This window comes from Sodalis endosymbiont of Henestaris halophilus, assembly GCF_900161835.1.
In the GTDB taxonomy this organism is placed as follows: Bacteria; Pseudomonadota; Gammaproteobacteria; order Enterobacterales; family Enterobacteriaceae.
The window spans coordinates 798,081-821,450 of record NZ_LT897836.1 but is presented as its reverse complement, the minus strand read 5'-3'; the positions used below and the strand labels follow the sequence as shown (position 1 = coordinate 821,450).

The 23,370-nt window shown below is 33.9% G+C and carries 5 protein-coding genes; 4 read left to right on the top strand and 1 reads right to left on the bottom strand.

The annotated features are described in order from the left end of the window. Nucleotides 1-2,281: 2,281 nt before the first annotated feature. On the top strand, nt 2,282-3,289 hold the full coding sequence (gene gap / locus HBA_RS01700) for a type I glyceraldehyde-3-phosphate dehydrogenase (protein WP_097032314.1): 1,008 nt from the start codon (nt 2,282-2,284) through the stop codon (nt 3,287-3,289). A 5,819-nt stretch (nt 3,290-9,108) separates the two neighbouring features. Beyond that, complete coding sequence (locus HBA_RS01695; protein WP_097032313.1) at nt 9,109-10,839, top strand: potassium/proton antiporter; 1,731 nt, start codon at nt 9,109-9,111, stop codon at nt 10,837-10,839. Nucleotides 10,840-12,583: 1,744 nt separating this feature from the next. On the opposite strand, the gene alr is transcribed toward HBA_RS01695, so the two are convergent. Continuing rightward, the gene (gene alr, locus HBA_RS01690; protein WP_097032312.1) at nt 12,584-13,654 is read right to left on the bottom strand and encodes an alanine racemase; all 1,071 of its coding nucleotides are present in this window, start codon (nt 13,652-13,654) and stop codon (nt 12,584-12,586) included. 4,077 nt (nt 13,655-17,731) lie between these two features. On the opposite strand from alr, the gene dsbB reads away from it, so the two are divergent. Together dsbB and minC are read left to right on the top strand one after the other, a co-directional pair. Beyond that, nucleotides 17,732-18,289 carry a disulfide bond formation protein DsbB gene (gene dsbB, locus HBA_RS01685; protein WP_097032311.1) on the top strand — a complete coding sequence of 186 codons (558 nt, stop codon included), beginning with the start codon at nt 17,732-17,734 and terminating at the stop codon, nt 18,287-18,289. Between the two features lie 4,393 nt (nt 18,290-22,682). Beyond that, nucleotides 22,683-23,369, top strand: coding sequence for a septum site-determining protein MinC (gene minC / locus HBA_RS01680; protein WP_097032310.1), 687 nt, complete (start codon nt 22,683-22,685; stop codon nt 23,367-23,369). Nucleotide 23,370: the final 1 nt, after the last annotated feature.

Genomic DNA, 23,370 nt, shown 5'->3' with positions numbered 1-23,370 from the left:
TAAGAAAACTACATCTCTAGGAGAAAATTACCCTATCTAATATCAAATGTATTGCTACCCCTTAATTAATAAAATAGTCAACCAGTTTTAAAAACACTATTTAACTCTAATTGAACTATTAAAACCCATAACGATAGGTTCAATAGAGGTAAATTATCAATTTTGCCGAACTTGCTGGAGAAAACTATCTATAATTTATAATTAATTGCCTTTACGGCCGGCAAGCTTAAAAAAGCTAACCTTATCGTGCATTTTATTATATCCCTTCCTGCAAGTAAGCAAGCTAGCAATCGTGGCAACGTAATCTAATTTTTAATTAATGTCTTTTCGGCCAAATGAAATATAAGCAACTATACTACCAGTAACAACCTGGATAAAGCAGGTATTTTAGATGGTTTATATAACAATGAACGTCACCCTAAATAAATTACGTTTTTTTTTGCTTAGTTAACGGCTATTCTGCAAAAATATCTGTCATTTCCTGAAAAGAAATTTGCACAGCACATTAAGCAGCAATGATGCATATAAAAGTCATAGATAAAATGTCATTATTAATTAATATACAGAATTATTTCTGTACGAGCATCATGCTGATGATACTAAATAAAAAATAGATGAAACCCGCAATTAATGCGACGCTAATGTTTTTGTTTGCCCCCAGTGGCTGAACATTAACTACATTTAGCTGGTCAGAATTCGTATCTCTAGGATCACGTTAGCTTCATTGGTAGTTCTATGTAGTCAATTGATACGATCTAAGCGTTCAGGAGTGTAGTGCAAATCTAATACTCTATAAATTGCGTGCAAAATACTTCCGAGGCGAACTTCTATCCTCCCCAGCTAAATCACGATGATTTAGTTAAAATATTCCCAAAAATAATAACGGTATATAAAATGACGCGGCGCAAAACTTCAGAATTATTTAAACTAAACGCGTGTATCACATAGATAAACAACTATCTGTCTTACACCTGAACTTAAATAGCCCAATCTATAAGAGATATATAACCAGGCCCCCATAGATAGCTCCTCCTATCCCATCAGCATATTATTGAACGCATGATCATGCACTCGAGAACAATAAACAGCGCTTAAAATGCCTTAGAGTCAACATTGTATTCAACACTTAATAATAATTTTTAACAAAAGCGCGATATATGACAATTGCGGAATAAGTTAATCAATTAAACCTGCGCTAGTTCCTCACTAATAAAATCTAAATACGTCGAAAAACTATTATATTAGTACTTTTAGTAAAGTACGCCTGCTAATCATAGTTATTTAATCATCAGTATTAATGCACATATTTTAATGGGCAGTTATTATATACTTAATAAATTAGTCCATATAAAAGAGAAGCGGCTTATTGCTCTAGTGTCAAAACCTATAGTCGAGTAATTTTCAAAATTCACACTATCATCAACATTAATAAATTTATGACATCACTAGGTAAGCAAAAAATGCTTTACATTTATTACCGCACTTATTCTTGTGAAATAATCATAAAATAAATAAAAAAGAAAGTAATATAACATTTTCTTCATCATTTATATTATTAAAATTTAGGTAAGTACTGTTGATGCAAACATGTGTACAAAGGTAGATAATAGAACAGTCCATTTTGTAAAACCTATGGTATAATAAGTATTATAAACACAGCAATGGATCTTTTACCCTTTGAATACAGCAGATGTTATCTTAAAGATAACGGATATCATCATTAAATCATTTATTAATAGATACTAAGTCAGCTAAAGTATGACTCGTATTGCCTTTTTAAATAAAATTTCTTCACAAAGCAAATTAGTTAATGTTATTGTTTAGTTAACTTATTTCTAAACAGGTTACCGTTACATGGCGGTTCAATGCCCTACTTGTTAGTTCATATAGAACTGCCTCTCATTTATATCTTGCTTCATAAGATGATCCTGAAAAGATTCGTTATCTATAGTTATGTTGAATGATAAATGGAAACTTTTCTTAAAAAAGTTATTTAACTAAATACGTTATTAACGCGGTAATCAATTTTGACTTTAGCTGTCATTAAAGAAAATGATGTTTAAACTATGGGAAATTATACTAATCAAAAATTTGAGCCTACCAAAATTTATATTGGATTCAGATGACCTAAAGATGGGCAGGTACGTTGAAGTCATGTGTTTACGTGCGTGAGCTTAGCAAAGCTTGATTAATTTATCATAACCTTTGACACAATTATGCTTGACGTCACGCGAAGTTTTTGTAAATTTAAGAGTAACTTGTATTCATTATTAAATAGCTGGTGGAATATATGACTATTAAAGTAGGTATCAACGGTTTTGGCCGTATCGGCCGTATTATTTTCCGTTCTGCCCAGGAACGTAACGATATTAAAATTGTTGCTATTAACGACTTGTTGTGTGTTGATTATGTGGCTTACATGTTGAAGTACGACTCGACGCATGGTCGTTTCAATGGCACTATTGACGTAAAAAACGGTCATCTAGTAGTAAATGGTAAAACTATTCGCTGCAGCTCTGAAAAAGATCCAACTAATGTAAACTGGGGCGAAGTCGACGTTGATGTTGTCGCCGAAGCTACAGGTGTCTTCCTTACTGACGAAACCGCGCGAAAACACATTAACGCCGGCGCCAAAAAAGTGGTGTTGACCGGACCTTCGAAAGATAATACGCCGATGTTTGTCATGGGTGTAAACCATAAATCCTATAGTGGTCAGGATATTGTGTCTAACGCTTCCTGTACCACAAACTGTTTAGCGCCACTCGCTAAAGTTATTAATGATAATTTTGGTATTGTAGAAGCCTTAATGACCACTGTGCATGCCACTACGGCAACTCAAAAAACTGTTGATAGCCCGTCTAATAAAGATTGGCGTGGCGGCCGCGGCGCGTTCCAAAACATCATCCCATCTTCTACTGGAGCCGCGAAAGCGGTAGGTAAAGTCATCCCCGAGCTAAACGGTAAACTGACTGGCATGTGTTTTCGCGTTCCGACACCAAATGTTTCAGTCGTTGATTTGACTGCGCGCCTAGAAAAACCAGCATCATATAAAGAAATTTGTGCCACTATCAAGAAAGTTGCTGAAGGAGAAATGAAAAACGTGATAGGGTACACTGATGAAGAAGTAGTCTCCACTGATTTTAATGGCGAAACATTGACTTCCATATTCGATGCAACAGCCGGCATGTCGCTGAACGATAAATTCGTCAAATTGATAGCCTGGTACGATAACGAAACAGGATATTCTAATAAAGTATTAGATTTAATCTATCATATAGCTAAAAAATAATTTTTAACTAAACGGCGAAAGGCGGCAATCATGTCGCCTTTTACTCATAAATTAAAATGATTTCTGCATATCTTGTTATATTTGCTCGTTAAAGAAACTCTATCACTATCTTTAACTTTGCTCCATCATGAGCAATAGCCATTGGCTATTGGCTAAAAAATTACTAGGTACTTGCAACAGTAACTCAGCGAGGGGCACGCATCTTGTTGCATATTACAGTCAACCGAAAATATTCTAGCACTATTAGTTATTTGCCAGCATATTCTAAGGTTGTACACTGATTTGCTAACCCTTGTTTGACTAGAAAAGTCGTTATTACTAATCAAAACTTATTTCATATTGTTTTCTCGTTGCTAAACAACCACAGCAAAGATAATAAAACGTTTTAACTGACTTTACCTCTAATTAATAGTATCCTAACTGAACTACTTTTCCATTCGTTCACATTTAGAGCTACTTCATCCTGGACAAACCTTGCCTTTATCAAATTATTTATCGAAAGTAAAAGTATATTAGAAACAGCAAAGTGACTTTGCCTTATCAGGCGAAGTAAATCGAGTTTATACCGCAAAAGTACAGACAAATATTTATTCATGAATCGATGCTAGGTCGACTAATCTGCGTTTACTATCATCACCATAGCTATATATTCTAACTGCGGAAAATATTTATAATAATCGATCAGCAATTATGTTAACGACACAGTTACTGTGCTATGTGAACATAGATAATAACGAACACGGGTAACAATTTTCACTGGTGAGCACGGTAAATACACAGCATCGTCGCGTTTACCGTAGACAAGATTTTACCTGCTTTAATCCTGAAGCTTCACTATAGTGAAGTGTCCTGCGCTACAACTGGCAGATTAAAACTGAACGAGGTACCGAAAAAGACTAAGATAGTCTCATATGGTTTTTAGTTAGCAGAGAATTTAATTGTTAAAGCGCAAGTATCTTCTTTTATATGCACTAAGATTAATGCTTGCTGGAAACTGATAAAACTACTTATATCGCGGATAGACCTAAGCTAAGTAAACCTCTGTGTTGCGTTCGCCCATAATTCAAAAGCGATGCCCTAGAAATATGCAGTAACATAAAAATCTGTTGCATAATTTCCTGGTTACCCCATCTGCAAGCAATAGGCAATCATAAGTAAACATCGTGCGGGTAATAACAGTCTTTTAACCATTGGAATGTTGCGGATAAATTATTTACACCAAAACACCTCGTTATAAGATCTAAAGATCGCCTGCCACAATCTAACCACAGTGTGATAATACTAAAACTGTATATTTCGGCGGTAGTTAAAATTTTTTAAGCCTACAAACCAGATAGACGCCCTACGCACGAAACCTATCTACCTGCGCTTACTTACATCGCTACTGTACGCGCTTATAATAAATTTATACAAGCTTAATTGCCAGGAAACGGAGCCCTGTCTCGTGCAATCAAATGTTTTCAGCGCTCATAGTCCCTACTGAAACAATCTTCTTTTAACTACTTACAAAAAATTTGTGCAAATGGGGTGACCCACGCTTGATTATTGTGCTCCACACACTTAGCCACTTTAAGTGGTAAAAAGCCTTCCATAATTGATAAATCACCATATCGATCACGTGGCTATTTTTGTTAAATTATTTATATTCAAGTCATGTGATCATACCAACATATCACGATGTGCTAACTCTTAATAATAACATGTTCATGGTCAGTTCTACATGCAGAGAATATCATTTGTAGGTATCACTGCTCATCCAAACATTGACTACGCACATTTTTGTGGATCACATCTATTAATATAATAGTAGTCTTAATCTTTGGTCTTCCCTATCACACGTAATCCACAGTATTACCGTTAACGCAGGTACTTCATGAACATGAAGTACTACTCGTCCAGGTTTTATGTTACATATAAGTACTTTTACTTAATTAAAGTACTAAAGCGCGTATACACCGTTACAAATAATAATTAGTTTTGCTAAATTTTCTACATAATAAGTCGTAGCAAGCACTTTACTATTTTAAATAAATGTGCTATTTATCATCATCTATCTATAGAGATAGATAAGATTAAAAGTAAGAAATAGTCGAACATAGCCGTAATCAAAAATAAACATAACATAGTTAAAATGAGTCTACAAAACTGCAGATAATACTTTTCATGTATGCATATTTTCTATTAATAGAATACCTAAACATATCTATGCTGGGTATAAAATAAACAATCCTGCACGTAACGTAAATATATTGCATATTCATTGCATATATAAATAGAATAATTGCTAAACTAACTGCTAGTCAAAGCACACGTATTATAGAATATAAAATGAACTACATCATATATTAAAAAAAAGAAAAAGTAGTTGACTAATAGTACAATAATAAATGCTAAATAAAATTTATGCGTAAAAATTTTATTTAATCATGCTAATATAAAGTTCAAACAAATTGTTATAGTAATTTCTTTGCGCAGCAAACATATTTTTGGTACAGTGCTATTATTATTTTAACTGCTTTTGAATTTACGCTAAAAGTAAGTGCGAACATTTTTATAAATGTTTAACTATTATAGTTAAGCCACGCATTTGTAAAAGAAGAAAAGTTTTCCTTACAGAAATGCATCATAATATGTTACCGTAATTAACGTACTTACGCTGACCTCGACTAGTTGAAATGTAATACTCACTTCACATTTCTTAATAAGTAACTCAACACACAAAGCATTTATTACTAAATATAAACTAGCACCGGCTAAACCAGCCCCAAGATGTACTTTTCATACATAAGGATGCAGCAAAAGTTATTAATATCGGTAGTTTAACCCACAGTTTTGGGGGTAAGGAAACTACGTCTCTAACGGAAAGGGAACCGCCAAATAATTGCTATTAATAACTTATAAAGGTTAAATAAGTGGATATGAATATAAGGAGATATAACACTTTCAATAAGTAATAAAATACTAAAAATACTGCAACGCTTTTAATATTATACTCACTCCAACATTTTGTTAACCGACGAACTTAGAGATTAATAATCAATTATATGGCTGCGATAAATTCTAATATTTATCGCAGTAACTATCGCCCATAGCATTATTATACTAATGAGTATACACTATACGCATAATTAAATACATCTTAATAAAATAATCCTAAATTACTAACGTCTGCTACGCGAATATCGAAATATATTTTCTATCGTCATTTATATTTACAGGTTAAAATAAGTTGTTTTAACATACAAAATCAAGAACTAAGCTATGGTCACGTACTAATTCATTAGTACAAGCACTTAGGTAATTAAAACGTTAAAATAACAAACCTTTACACTAATTATTTGCAATAATACAATTACCATGGGTATAATAAAGCAACGTCACTAACATCTGGATAAAGCATAGAGAGAAAGCTAAATGTAGCTGACGGTTTACTTAATAACGTTTACCCATAACCTAGTGAAACAAAAGATATCTCTATTATAAAGAAATTAGGCACTAACTATTAAAGCAGTTCTTATAGCCTGGATACGGCAGCAGAGTTAATTTTATCATGTGATCCTGTCACAGCCAATCACAGCAGACACTATCAAAGCCTTTAATACTAACAAATGCGCAATGGACTAATAAAATGACGCATAGTATAAGTTATAGAAGTGATAACTACTAGTATCACAGTAAAAAGTTGTTATAAAATATAAAGTGTTAGGCACCACCTCCGGTAAGAGGTAATAGTTAATTTTATTGTCTGAAAACCCTAACTGTAAAATAAAAGCATGGTTACTCGCTAACGTTTCTTATTTCTGCTATGAGTCTCAACTCAAACAGTCGATTAATGAGCTTATCAATAAGTGATCCGTGATTAATATGAAAATAAAATTTTATTTATTATTCAGCATACCGATATCAATAAACGCATTTTAATAGGTAAAATATTCGTAATCCGGTGAATTTTAGAAACTACTATATGAGTATAAAGCAATCGTATTAAGTGGCCGTTTGTCTGTGTAGTCAACGATGACAGGCAGAGTTACCCTTCAGCCACAATCGCGAGGTGAAATAAATTTATTTTCTAAATTTTTTAAGAATCAATCTTTAAATTTATTACTTAACAATCTGGTACTGCCTGACATTCAAAAATTAACATAAACAACTTAACAAATACAAAACATATCACTTTAGCCATACCATATAACACGGCGCGCCAGAGCACATTAGCATAACTTACTTGCCGCGATGTAGGATCTCTGATCCTACGATAACAAAAGCGCACTAGTGTAGTCTACTTTAACAAAAAATCTAGCGCAACATTGTGTAACTGCGTCAGAAAATCAACCTAGTACTACTTATAAATAACTTTATTTAACGCTATAAAAACTTGAGCGTCATTTAGACCCTTCTAAAGCTAGTAAGTCATCTTCTGTCTGTGACACTTATCAGGCTTGATAAATTAAATCACCAAAATATTGCAAACATTTTTATATTTTCTATATCTATTCCTGGCCGCACCTACAAACATTGATGGTATATTTTATATACTATACTACTTACAAAAGTAAGAATAAGGTACTTATAATTTTATTTTTTAGAAAACTAATAGTTTTAATCACCATAAAGCTCATATAAGAAGTAATAAAAACGTGCTTACAACCCACGTGAGCACCAATAAAATATAAACGACGCGCTGAAGTCAAGCGGCGAAAACTTGTAAAACAATTTTTTACATACATCATGGACCTGTTAGCTAATCACCTGTTGCTGATGATGCATTATTAACACTATATCAAACTCACCTAACGAGAGCATAAAGATAAACAATGTGGTGTGAATGCGAAGAGCCATAGACAATAATTTACAAAATTTATTTGTGTGTCGTGCCTTTATGATCAGAAGAGTATTGGTTGTCTATTCTGTGAAATGTTTCAAAAAAACTCAACGAAAACTGCTACTCATTGCGTAAATATTTATTCTGAACTAAATTGTTTGTTTATTTTCGTTGTTTTTACCTACTTCCTAAAACGTTCATGTTGAGACAAAGCAAGACCAGCGACATAACCTTAATAAATTATTATTTAAGATTGTATTGCTTACCGCCCTGATAGTGACGGTTAATATTTTAAGTTAATACGAACACCATAACTGAAAATTACGATTGGATAGTTCATTAAAACTTACTGTTATTTAATATCATTAAATAAAATGTATGAGTATCTGGCTACTTATACAATATAGCGTGTCTGCGAGGCCGTTATTACGTTATCAAACGGTATTAACATGCTAATCCTTTCCCCCTCGAGCCGCATGAGAGTAACGGAGATGCCGTTGTTATTTAGTTATTCGCAAGATGGCAAATGTCAGGCTTAAAATGCCGGGATGACGGCATCATTAAAATCGTCTAAGACCAATTGATAATCTAGCGATTGAAGCGGTTTTTGTAATAACATTGCCCCACCGGTAGGTGATGCTTCGTTAGATGGCAAACACCGTGCGCGTGAGTAAAAGAATTGTTTTACCCATTGTGATTAAGAAAACACTTAAACACCTTAAAAATAAATGATAAAACAACTTTTTTGTTGGGAGTAAAAAGGGTAGTTTAATTTATATAAGCAACGGGGTTGCCGGACAAGGATTCCTCATCTCCTTTATATCCGGCGCGGACTCTGACGAACGACACGCTGGGTAATATAGTAAACTTTTCTCTCCCCCTTTTTAGGTCATGGCATCAATGCTTTAAACTAGACATCATGGTAGTAATCTGGGGGATCACTCTGCCTTTGCGGGATAGGCAAAGTATGAAATAAGAAATCAAAAGGAGAGCGCGTTTGGACAGCAGCACCATTTTCAGTTTGTTTATTATTGGTTCGATATTGGTGGGGGGGAGTATCATGCTTAGCTCTTTTTCCTCACGTCTTGGCATCCCTATTTTAGTGATTTTTCTATCTATTGGTATGTTAGCAGGGGTAGATGGCCTGGGAGGCATCGCGTTTGATAACTATCCTGCGGCATACTTTATTAGTAATCTAGCGTTAGCAGTGATTTTACTAGATGGTGGTATGCGCACCCGTGCTACCGCTTTTCGTGTTGCTCTCTGGCCATCGCTGTCTCTAGCCACTGTAGGAGTCATCATCACTGCCGGTTTAACCGGTATGGCAGCTACCTGGTTATTTGGACTAAATATAATTGAAGGCATGCTCATCGGCGCAATCGTCGGTTCTACTGACGCCGCGTCGGTATTCTCGTTATTAGGCGATAAAGGGTTAAACGAACGTGTCACTTCTACGCTCGAGATTGAATCAGGTTGTAATGATCCTATGGCGGTATTTTTAACTATAACGCTTATTTCTATGATTAAAAACGGACAAACCAACATTGACTGGCTATTTTTATTGCACCTCATCCGCGAATTTGGCTTAGGTATGGTCATGGGTCTTGGTGGAGGCTGGTTGTTGCAACAAATGATTAACCGCATCTCGCTGGCAAATGGCCTATATCCCCTGCTAGCGGTCAGCGGCGGCATTATGATTTTTGCTTTAACCACCGTACTAAACGGTAGCGGAATTTTAGGGGTATATCTGTGCGGATTTGTGCTGGGCAATAGGCCGATACGCAACCGGTATGGTATTTTGCAAACTTTTGATGGTATGGCTTGGCTCAGTCAAATCTGCATGTTTTTAGTGCTGGGACTATTAGTAACGCCTAGCGATTTATGGATTATCGCCATTCCGGCTCTCGTCTTGTCGCTGTGGTTGATGCTGATAGCGAGGCCGCTGTCGATGTTTGTTGGTTTGCTGCCGTTTCGCAACTACACTACCCGCGAAAGATTTTTTCTATCTTGGGTCGGTCTACGCGGTGCAGTATCGATTATCCTGGCGGTATTCCCGATGATGGCGGGCCTAGATAATGCTCGCTTGTATTTCAATGTTGCATTCTTTATAGTCCTCATTTCCCTGTTGCTTCAGGGAACCTCACTCGGTATCGCGGCTCATTTAGCGAAAGTGGTGGTTCCGCCAACTGCATCCCCGATCTCCCGCGTTGGGATGGATATCCATCCGGATAACCCTTGGGAACAGTTTATTTACCAGTTGAAAAATGAAAATTGGTGCGTAGGCGCAGCGCTACGTGATCTAAAAATGCCCCGCCATACGCGTATTGCCGCTTTATTTCGTGACAATATGTTGCTTCACCCTACCGCCAATACTCAGCTGCGCGAAGGAGATATTCTTTGTGTAATCGGTAGAGAACGTGATTTGCCCTCGTTAGGCAAGATCTTTAGTCAATCGCCGCCCGTCGCGCTAAATCAACGCTTCTTTGGCGATTTTATCCTAAAAGCCGATGCGCGCTTGCGCGATGTTTCATCTATTTACGGTTTAGAATTCCCCGGCCAAGTAGATAGCGAGCTAACGCTTGGCCAGTTTGTCATGGTTTTACTAGGAGGAAATGAACCGGTAGTCGGTGACCATGTAGTCGCGGAAGGCATCATTTGGACTATCGCGGAAAAAGATGAGCACAAAATTAGTAAAATTGGCATAAAGATCGCAGACAATATAACTTGAATTCAAGGCACGCATCCTAAAAGTAGACGGATAATGCGTGGAATTTAGCTCAAAATGATGTTAGTGTAGCTGCGATAAAACACGGAAGATTATAAACTCAATTGATAAGTACGCTGCCATTTCTATCTGCCACGAACACCGATTACAGTAAATACGACCTCCTGCGCTTCTCTTCTTTTAGAGAAGCAAGGCAGCGTTTCCATTGTGCTGTAGACATTCTTATGAACACGCATAGCAAATTTCGCATATCGGGAATAATCGACATTTAAAAGGATTTTTTCAAGCATTATCAATAATCATCAACAATTTTAGACGATCGCCTTTAAGCGATATGCAGCATTAGACCAATTTTGATCAAACTATCAACTATCATAATAACCGTTACGCTACACTAGTTTACTTTGCCATAGCTATAGCTATTAACTCAGCACGTTTGAATATTAATAAGATATTTAAGTGTTTTTTATTGCAATAAACAGTAAATAAGAGATTATATGTGACATTTCTAAAATTTTAGATTTAATATCTATTAGCTATATTCAATAAATATGCACTAAATCAAAACTAATTACACATTAATCATAAAATAAATGATAGGCAGCTTGCCGAACAAAAATTTTTATACTAATTATAATTATGATGTGCATCGCTATCAGCGATGATAAATTATGTTCATAACATTAACTGCTTTATTTATTTAAAATAATAATGTTTACTTTTTTAAAAAGTTGCATATAAATGCAAAACCTTATTTTATTACTGTTTTTGCTTGGTCGTTGATATGAATATTTGTCTGCTGAGTATTTAATAAGTTTCCACATCTAAAAAAATAAAGAAATTACTCATATAGTTTACTGTTTTACTATATATTAGTGTGATCATTTTAGTAGCTTACACCAGAATAGTAATAGAATGTTTTAAATTCATAAGTTCACATTGCTTAAGTTAATACTACATGACCCAAAAAAAATATTCTTGGCAGATACAATGATTTCTTTTATGAACTTTCGTTTTGATGCACGTGGCTAGTCTGGGGAAGTAAATGTAGTATGCTGCCTAGCATTTGTTCAGTTGCGTTTGAGATAAATAATTAAACAGCGACAAAATGAGCAGTACCTATTCGTTTTATTAGGAAGCCCCTAAATAATTATGTTCATGCTGATCCTCATAAAGAGCTAATATGCTGGCAGCGTATTTCTAATAAAACTTATACCTCGGGGTTTTACGTAGTATTGCACTTTTGATAGTGAACCAAAGTTCATTATATTTGCTTCTAGCAATCATGATCTAACGTCGCTTACTATTTATTCCCTTGTAAAATTTGTAAGCCATGGCAATATCATTTACGTACTTATATTTTGTCATCTTGTAAATCAAAATTAGCAAAATAAGACTTATACTGCTTATTTTGCTAATATTTAGAATAAATGGCTTTTGGATCATGATGGTAAGCCTTACGAAGGCACCGTCAAATTGACAAAAGCATATTTATTAAGAGTGATGTATTATTAAGCAATAGTAACTCCGTTAGAATTAAGTATGTTAATGATGTTTGCTACCACAAGCAATGCTCTAGTCACACACTAAAGGTATTTACGTGAGTAATCGTATTGTGGGTAATATCTGTGACTTCGCAATTAAGTTAATTATACACCAAAATTAACCACGATATGATCTGGTTGCCATATTATAATATTAAGTTAAGTCTTATTAAAGTCAACATTCCTTTAAACAGCGGAGCTTATTAGCAGATTTGAATTGTTACCCGCGATGCTAAAGAGCTCATTAATTTATAGCTTAAGGTGCTGGCAAATGTAGCAACCTCATCTATTTTGATGTGGTTCCCCCAAAGCTCAACCTTTGATCCAATGCACGCTAACGGACAAGGTTTCAAGTCGACCATGAGCATATCCATGGATACCGCTCCCAAAGTGCGCGTTCTTACGCCATCGACCAAAACGGGCGTCCCGGTAGGTGCATGGTATGGATAGCCATCAGCGTAACCGCAGGCAACGACACCGACCCGCTGCGACTCATTTAGCCGACAACGAGTACCGTAACCAATGTGTCCACCAGAAAATACTTTCTGTATAGAAATTAGTTCACTTGTTAGTGTCATTACCGGCAATAAACCACAGGTGGCTATGTCTTGCCAATCTCCGCTAGGAGAAGCGCCATAAAGTATAATGCCGGGGCGTATCCATTGTTTATGAGTCTCCGGATACCACAAAGTAGCGGCAGAATTTGCTAGACAGCGCGGGCCAATCAGCCCATCCCCAGCGCGCAATACTACCGCCATTTGAGCCGCAAGCCCCGCGGTCTGATCGTGATGAGCAAAATGGGTCATCAAAGTCAACGTAGCTACTTGCTTTAGCTCACTGAGCGCGTGCCAAGCACCAGGAAACTCTCGATCAATAAAACCTAGCCTATTCATTCCGCTGTTTAATTTAACGTAAATATCTAGCGGCGCCAGCGGAACTATTCTCCTTAGTGCATTTATTTGCCAGTTACTATGTACGACAGTAGTTAATCGATAGCGATCTATTTCCTTTAAATCCGCTGGATGAAAAAATCCTTCTAACAGAAGAATTGGGCCGCGCCAACCATTTTCCCTTAACACGACCGCATCATTAAGATCCAGCAATGCAAAACCGTCTGTCTGATTCAATCCCTGCCAAACAGCATTCAATCCATGGCCATACCCATTGGCTTTCACTACAGACCATATACGTGCATGCGGTGCATACCGGCGGACAACAGTTAAATTAGAAGCTAACGCAGTGGAATCTACTATAGCGACAATCGGACGTGGCATAAAAACAAGCTCCTTGCCTCTATAGAAACGGATGCGCGTGCGCGCACTATTAACTTACTGTCACGGTAACAGTGACGAAATTAACACCAAGAGTATAAACGCGCTGAATAGTTCGTAATAAAAATATTAATTAACTGCTAACTGATCATCTACATCAGAAGAATCTACTAAGTAGATTACACTATCTAGACTAGAATAAACTATAAACAGTATTAAATCAAAAAAATTGAGATCCTCACCATTAAATCCTACTATTGATGATACTATACAGTATCATAGATTTGAGCCAATTTAAAAGTCATATATTAAATGGAATGCTACTGGTACAAAATATATCGCACATCATAAAGCAATATTTCAGCAGAAACTCAGTAATGAACCTGCTTCTATTGTCTTATTTCTGCTAAAGATAAGGGCAATAGAAGCAGGTAATTGCGCCTTTGTAGATTTTATACAGTACATGCAATACAGCGTGCCCTGATAATCTAACAGTGAGATCATAAACGCATGCCTCTTTATGACTTTAGGCTATAAACAAAACTAGGTAATACACCCTTTAGAATTGGGTAGGATACGATCCTCAGCTAATATTAAATAGGCAGCACTGCATACTATTTCGCAAACGTATTTTCGTCGTCAGTAGAATACTTTAATATAGAAATACACAGATTTGATAATTATAAACACATGCTACGTTTTTCTAGCTATTAATATAACAGAGCACACAGCAAGCAAATAATTCACAATCTTTGATTTAATTATTCGGCAAGTATAAACAAGAAAACTTATTAGTTACGCTTGCTAGCGAGCTATATAATAAACTTTAATTAATTAGTTAGTTTACAATAATAAAAATAATTATTTCTACACGGGCAAGCACGAAATACCTCTTGGGTCTTTAATAGATTATTCATTAGTAAAATACTTACAATATTAAAAGACGATCTTTATGGCAAATACTAATTAAGTTACGCGTGCTTTCAAGCAATTAAACTATATTAGACTAAACAAACTACGCGGATTTTATTAAAATTATCATGTTTATCATTGACATAATTGCGCAAAGCTATGCCAAATCTAGCATAGTTATTTCATATCATCATGCCCTATGATAAATTACTATCGCGGGTAATACAAATATTCATGTCATAGCTTTGAGCTTAAATATCCTAAGAATAAAACGGCATCTTGCCTCTCTTTATATTATGCATTGATAAATGCTAGTTATTTTGATAAGCTTTTAATATATTCAAAGCATCAAATAAACAGATGTTAATTAATAATTATTCGATAATGATGTCTTTATAATTAAACTGTAATTAATTACATCATAACCAATAGTATTAAGTAAATCAGCCGGATATTTAGTGCAACACCAAAAGATCAATAACATATTAAATATTTATTACAATTTTATTGTGCACCAAGACTTAATTAATAAGTCGGACAGTTTAATTTTGTTATGCTTGTAGAGATAACTTATAATCTCTCATGACGATTATCTATGAATAAACAATCACAGATTTCTACATATAATATGCGATTAACTAAAGAAAAATTTTATCTATTTATATCTCCATGAACTATTATTAGGTCTATTAACCATAATAGACTAGATATTAATATTCCTTAAGATGAACGTGAATATGTTTGTCAATTATATTAACTAATCAATTAATAAAACGTTTATGGAAACAAAGTAAGTCATAATAACAGCCAATAGGTCTTGGCCTAATTGTGATTTACTCCAATTTTATTGCATTGCTTATCCCATTAAAATAAGCACTATAATTATGCAGACGCTATGCATAGCTCATACGTGTTAAGTTCATAATTAATTTTTGAAACAATTATTTTTTATAGTTAGGCTGCATGCGCACACAATCGTTGACTCTCTGACTGCTGCTTGTCAAATTATATTACTAAATTCAAAAAACGTTATAAAACAAGCTAGTAAAATACTAATTTCGTTACTGCTATGTTCTAATGAGTCGCAGAATATACTAATACACGCCCACATAAGATCTCGTTGTAAGAAGAAATTACCGTCAGAAAATTAAAGGATAATATTTGTAAAATATATTAACTATCTGTGACAAACGCTGCCGCATAAAAGAAAAAAGAAAGTGCCAAAATATTTTTACGATCTATCCTACAGGTTAGCAAGGTAAACTTGCTATATTTTATGGAAAAGAGCTATTTTTAGCTTTAGTCACAAAAAAAATATTACATGTTACTTGCAAAACATTAGCTAATCTTTTTATCGGCAAAGATATTCTCGTCATGAACGACGATTAAAATACATTATTATCTCATATAACTTGTATGATACGGGTTATATAAGGAGTTAGTTTGTTCTTGAATTTCTGCAAAGCCAGCAAAAACCAGCTTCTGGCTAACTATACAACAATTTATATTAAAAACGTGATCATCTAGTTATGACTAGACTTTGCTTTATTTCATGTGATTAAATTTATTTGATAATCGCCTACGGCGAAAAAATGCTGCTGTTTCCTTGATATGCTGGTAGCGATTTGCTAAAAACTGAGAAGTTTGCTACGTACAATGAACGCTAAAGAAGAAAATTGTATTAGTTAATTTTATCACCAAATGTGATGCATGATTTTGCCTTTTAATAATAGCAATAAATAAAGATTACAAAGATTATCATGAAATAATAACTATTGATAATAAAAAGATATTAAACAGATACCCAGCAATTCTACTTCCGGTAGAACGTACGTTCTGTAAACTAAATATTGAGATCTAAAATGTTAATCTGCACACCTATATAGGTTGGATGACATTGCGTGACGCAACTACAACTGTACACTGAGAGCAAAATCCGGGAGGTAGTAAAATAAACATATTTATCAGTTAGTAAAGTTTTGATGCCTATCATGTAGCAATTAAGTAAATCACAGCCGCTAACAATATTAAAACTATCAAAAATTGTCTGACATACCAGTTGATACTTTGATTTCCTACCCCAACGATTATTATCCTATTCATGGCGGCACCTTAACAAATGGTAATAAATGCAGGAGGTCAAATCCTCACACAATATTTTAGGGCATAAGTAGGTTGTATAACGCGCCAGATATTAAGATTGTCTTTACAGTAGAAGCGTATCCATAACTACATGACCTTCGTCATACTATCCCCACCTTGTTGGATAATACTATTTGTTGACTATAAAGTAAAAGATTGCAAAACAGCTTGCTAGCACGCAAATTATTAGTTTTCTGGCTATTAAAAAATAAATTTGTAAATGAGATTACTTGAGGCAAACTCCTCAAAATATGAAAATATAGTAATTCATGCGGTAAAAAGCATTAGACTTATCCGCATTCGTTTTATCTGCGACCACTCCAGCCTGACTAAAGTAATAACTGGATTGTATCAACATATGGCAATACCGCTAGAATAATCAACATCCCGACAATATTTGTACACATCTAGAGCACAAATTATCTATGAGCTGACTCGCACAATCGAAGCAATCTTCGCGTATTTAAGAAGAATTTTTTAAATGATTATTACTCTTATTAGTTTACCACCATTAGGTGGTAAACCAGTCAACTCAGATTAGTTATTTTTAAATTTTCCGCATCGTTGGTGAGAGTGACATTGATTAAAATCAAAGAATTATCGTGCCGCAATAAGAACATCATTGATTTAAAAACAATGCTTCTAAGATAACCATCTTCATTTATCCCGTATTGCTCTGTTAATCAAAAACTCTTACGCCATACCAGCATAACACTATGCATCTTAACTATAAATATTTACATATTCATCAAGAAATCTTAATAGGGATGCAGTTTTATAATTATGGAAAAACAGGATAAGTTAGCTTATTCATAGCTGACGAGCCGTAACTAATATACCGTTTGTCATTATCTACAAACAAACACTAATCTTTTTCTAATCGTGGAGTTAATAACCTTGCAATTAATAATAGTAAACTTGTGCGAGTAGCGGGAATTCAGCGGGCAAAAAAGTTGCTGATATCTGTGTTTTTAATTTAGAATGTTTTCTTATATGTTGCTAACAACTATTCTGGATAATTCTAGTATGATGCAATCGTTAAATCGCTTCTCCCAAAGTCGTGCGGCTTGGTTACTATTGTCACTAACCGCCTTCATCCTGGAACTAATAGCGCTTTACTTTCAGCACGTTTTAATGCTTAATCCTTGCGTTTTGTGTATTTATCAACGTTGTGCTTTATATGGTGTCATTTCTGCCGGTTTGGTAGGCGCTATCATGCCTGGAACGTGGCTGCGTTTCGCTGGTTTGACAATTTGGTTGTATAGCTCTTGGCAAGGACTATTGCTGGCTATGAAACATACTGATATTCAACTTCATCCTTCTCCCTTCGTTACTTGTGACTTTTGCGTAAATTTCCCCACATGGCTACCGCTGGACAAGTGGCTACCGTCGATGTTTAGCCCTACTGGTGATTGCGCCTTGCGCCAATGGCATCTTCTTTCATTGGAAATGCCACAATGGATGATTATTATTTTCTCTGCTTATTTGCTGGTAGCGGCTATAATATTGCTTGCGCAATATTTCCCATCGCGCAAACGTAACCTCTTTCCCGCTAAAAGGTATAAGAGCATAGCACCTCACTAAAGTTAGCGTTAACGCTAACATAACTATTTATCACTACATGCACGAACAGCCTCATATGTTATTTATTTGATTAAATAAAATTATGTGCTAATTAAACTTTAGTTATTAAAATAACTATTTAGTATTAATTATGATCGATTAGTGCAAGTTATCTTTATTACTAATAATTCACAAAATTGCATGGTTTTATAAAAACATATTGATTATTAATCATCTTGTTTTATTTGCATTTTGTTTTATTCATCAAAGGCATAATGCTTTAATAATAAATGTTAACTATCAACGGTGAGGTATAAAAATTTTAGAAAATTATGCTGTTAGACATAAATACTTATAATGAAAATAGATGCCTAACTTTAATAAGTATGTGTTTAGCTATTACAACCATAACTAGCTTAAATTTTAAGTAATTAATGTAAAACATTACTTATAACCTGCATAAGAATATGTTAAAATATTTAACAAATTATTAATTTCTGAGAATAGCTGCTTATATTCTTCTTATTCAGATAAAATCTATCTGGCATCTATTAGAAATAAATTACTGACTCTTTACAATAATTTTGTTGGTTTTTAATAGAAGAAAATTTGAAAAGTATTATGCTTGCTAATTAATTTCTTGTAAAATCATACAGATCATGCAGATGACACTCTATAAAATACTATCTACAGGTATCGCGGTAACTATAAAAACGGTTGTGACCTATGTTATAATGCATGTAGCAAAATTTTATCTCCTAATTTATTCATACTTATCTTACGACTTAATTTTATGCTTTTAACCTAAAAAATGATGCATACCCACATTGTGGCTATCTCATCTACTGATTTCGCACTGCACCAACATCCTGGTAATCTTCGCCTCTGTGAGGCTTGAATTTAATTAAGTGTTAACTAATACTAAACACTCATACCTAACTGTTTATAGCATGGTTATCTTTCTTTAATTTTTATAGCATTAAAACTATATTATACTAATAAGCTCGATAAAGCCGTAAGTTATAACCAAATTTATTTTGGCTAAGACTCTTATTAGCATATCTCTTTGGCATTTATCTGTGTTGTGGTCGTATAACTGCTTCATTCAGCTTTTATTCAAGCAATTATTTCATCAAAAACGTATTATGGTTTTGTGTTATCTGACAGGCTCCTAGCATTTAAGTATATGTGCAGCTGATAAAATAGCGTTCTCAGTTTCTATAAAACATTATCACGAATTACTAGACTACATAAAGCACTTTAATGATTAGCGCCTAGTACATCAAAGCTAATATTAATGCAATCATCGGTTTTTGAGCGAACATATTTAATACCACCACCAGATAAGGCTAGTACTTTCTTGTCTAAATATTACAGTAATGTACTCGTAACAAACTTACCTTAACTTTATTACTACAAACTTAAAGTTTAAATAACTGCACATTTTAAATTATTAATTTACTGCTCATTTGTATTTATGAGCAGGTACCTGGTAACAAGCTATCGCCCACTATTTCATATGTTGGTATGTCCATAAACTGATTATCTTAATACTTGGGCATAAGTTAAGTAAAATCAACTCTTGTAATACCAACTGCCGAAGCACAAACTTAAAACTTAAGTAACTAAATTATGTTTTTATTTTTACTTACCAAACACTATTAAATAAACATAATATTAATAGCGTGTCGAGATATTTAGTGTCGTGCTTTCCTCAAAGCACGACCTTTTATTCTTTATAATTATATAATTTATATGTATTTATAATAATAACAAATATGAAGATATTTTAAATTCATTTTGAGATAGGAATTTATTAAGTGACCGCTAACTCTAGGGCTATTACACATAACTTATTATATGTAATATTGATAAATACCCGGGATGGATATTATTAATGATAACTTTATTAATAAATACGTTGATCATTTTATCACCTACAAAGATTCTTCAGTTAGCTAATACCTCAAAAAAAGAGGGAAACACTTTTGATATGCCACTACAAACATACACGTATGTAATAATAGTACAAATTACAACATAATAGATGCTATTATACGCGTATTTTACAAAACCTGAAAATAATTGCACATTTATTTTTACTCCGCACTTAAACTAGAATAATAAAAATGGCATTATTATGTTACGCTTTCAGATTCCCTTACATAAATATAGAGTAGATCACTAAAACTAGATGGCATAAACTACCGTAATGCTTTTACGCACGCGTAACGACATATTTTATTATATCGGACGTTAAGTGCTAGAATACAATCAGTCTTTATAAAAGAGCAGATGAAACACACATTCTCTCAGATAATATATAACGCTTACAAACAGTAAGAAATAATAACAACCACTTATAAAATAAGTCTCATGAATAAAAATTTCATAAACATTGTCACACATAGGCTATGTATCACACGAACTAAAATAGATTGTATATCAAATTCTTAATTATAAATATTAAGTACATTTTAAATATGATCTTTCTAGTAAATAACTAGATCTTTCTTAAACTTAAGATATAATATATTGTAATCTAAATACGATATGTATCGTAAACCTTAACGATGATTAACTCATAGTATTTATTAAGGTAATTAATAAAAAGTAAATAGATTTCTTAAGTTAAATAAAGACATTTAGGTTCATAACCAAAACGATAAACGTAACATTTAAACTAATTTATTTTTATATTTAGTTAATTATAGACGTCATTAATATAGTATATTTCATCATGATTAATTCATTTATTCAGAAATAATCATAATACCCATTACACAAATATCTTCATTTATCATCAAGTAGTGCAATAAAAATCAATATGCCAAAAGTGGATGCAAGTATCATACTATACGTAACATGAATTAAAAGTATTACGTAACTTATATTTCTGTATGCATTTTGCAACTTAGGGTGCAATGCCTACGATAAGCAATAGCATAAGTTAAAAAATGAATTATCACTTAAATAACATTAGTCATCACCTGATACTGATTTATACTTAATGTAAACTCATTGCCAAGTTAAACGCTGATAAGCTATCTACTTATTTTCAGCATAATGTCTACAGAACGATAAATAAAATTTTGACTAATAAATTCAATAAATAGCAAGATGAGATTAATTATATAGCAGATATTACTTGTTATAACACTCGTCCCGCTTACTATTAGCGGAAAATCTTCCTGCTAAAAATATCCTCGGTCTGCTGCTAAAAACAAAATCTGATATTAAATATCAACTACAGATTCTTGTTCTTCCCAAGAACGCACTGTTTTAAATACCTCCTGAAAACTCGACAGCGTTCAATTCAGCGTTAATCTAGAAAATATTATCTATACGCTATCTATTTGTTCGATAGCCCGCTTTAACGGAGTCTTAATCATAATTAATAATTCCGATTCATATAGTGCGTGCACAAAATCAATAGTAATAATTATTGCATGATTAACACATCACAGAACGAAACTAAGTTAGATAAACAGCACTAAGTTAGTGGAAGCCATGCATATTAGATTAATATGATTACGATAATTACTGCTTACGCAGACCACATTGCTAGCTCACAATACAATCTAGTAATTAAAACTGCTAATTTCTATATTAATATATTGTGTTATATTTTGCAATCACTTATACCCTGCTCATCTGATTAACACCGTCATTATAACCTAAGGTAATGAAAAATATATGCGTACGGCACACAAACAGAAACATACTGCCGCCCACTATGGCGATCCGTTAACTATAGCTATAGATAAAGTAAACGTGGTAAAGTAAAACACGTAGGCCTAAGCGATCTTTCATTCAAATAAAGCATAAGCGGAAATCCATTTTTATTAAAAATTACTTGTTTTGCATCTATTAACTAATATAACAATTACAAGAGAATATCAAAAGATACAGCGGCCACTATTAATAAAAACGTATAAATCGTAATAATATAATTAACTTATTCATTTGAGTACAACGAAGAATTATTACTTCACGGAAAGTATAGATTAATGATTAGTATATTAATTAAATTCATGTTAGATCATTATGTTAACAGTATTAATACTTGCAGATGAATGTTTTACTTCTATTAAGTAATCACTTAACTTTTATGTCCACAAAAGTGAATTGTATTCTTACTAGCTAAGAACAAAATTATTAGGAATTATGATTTATTAAAAAATATTACCAAGTCTTCGAAGATAAGGAAAAATCTTCTCTCCTTGTCGATAAAGGATAAGTCTGATCCTGTTTTAAACTTCGAAATGTCATATAAAACATATTGTTACTTTATTTATGTAGCCTAGTATCTTGCCTGTACATGATCGTAACTATAACATATACATAGTACTACTGAATATAGGCTACCGTGACGAATTAGTTAATTTCACATGATAAAACTTAGTCAGGATAAATTTTGCAAACGCTAATCGAACTGAAAGGCAGTAATTTTATTTTATCAGTAATTCATCTGTATAAGGCACAGCCAAAAGAAATCCAGTGGGCGATAGAGGAAAAAATCAAACAAGCACCTGGATTCTTAAAAAATGCACCAGTCGTTATTGACGTTTCATGCCTTATTCGCGACATACCCTGGGAGGCATTATCGCAAGCAATTCTAGCGACTGGTCTTCATGTGGTCGGCGTAAGCGGTTGCCGCGATAGTGCACTGAAAAAAGCAATTATTCATAGTGGACTACCGCTAATGACGGAAGGTAAAGCAGTACCAACGTACAACGTTACAGAGATGATCCCTAAAACACTAACAGTAGTCAAAACGAGAATTATCAACACGCCAGTACGATCCGGACAGCAAATTTATGCCCGCAACAGTGATCTCATTGTCACTAATAACGTTAGTGCCGGTGCCGAACTTATTGCTGATGGCAATATACACATTTATGGCATGATGAGAGGACGAGCGTTAGCAGGTGCGTCAGGTGACAGTGAGTGCCAGATTTTTTGTACCCATTTCTACCCAGAACTCGTATCTATTGCCGGCCAATATTGGCTAAGCGATCAAATTAAGGCCGATTTTTTCGGAAAAACTGCGCGCATATGCCTGCAAGACGGTACTCTCAACATTTATCCTTTAATTTAGC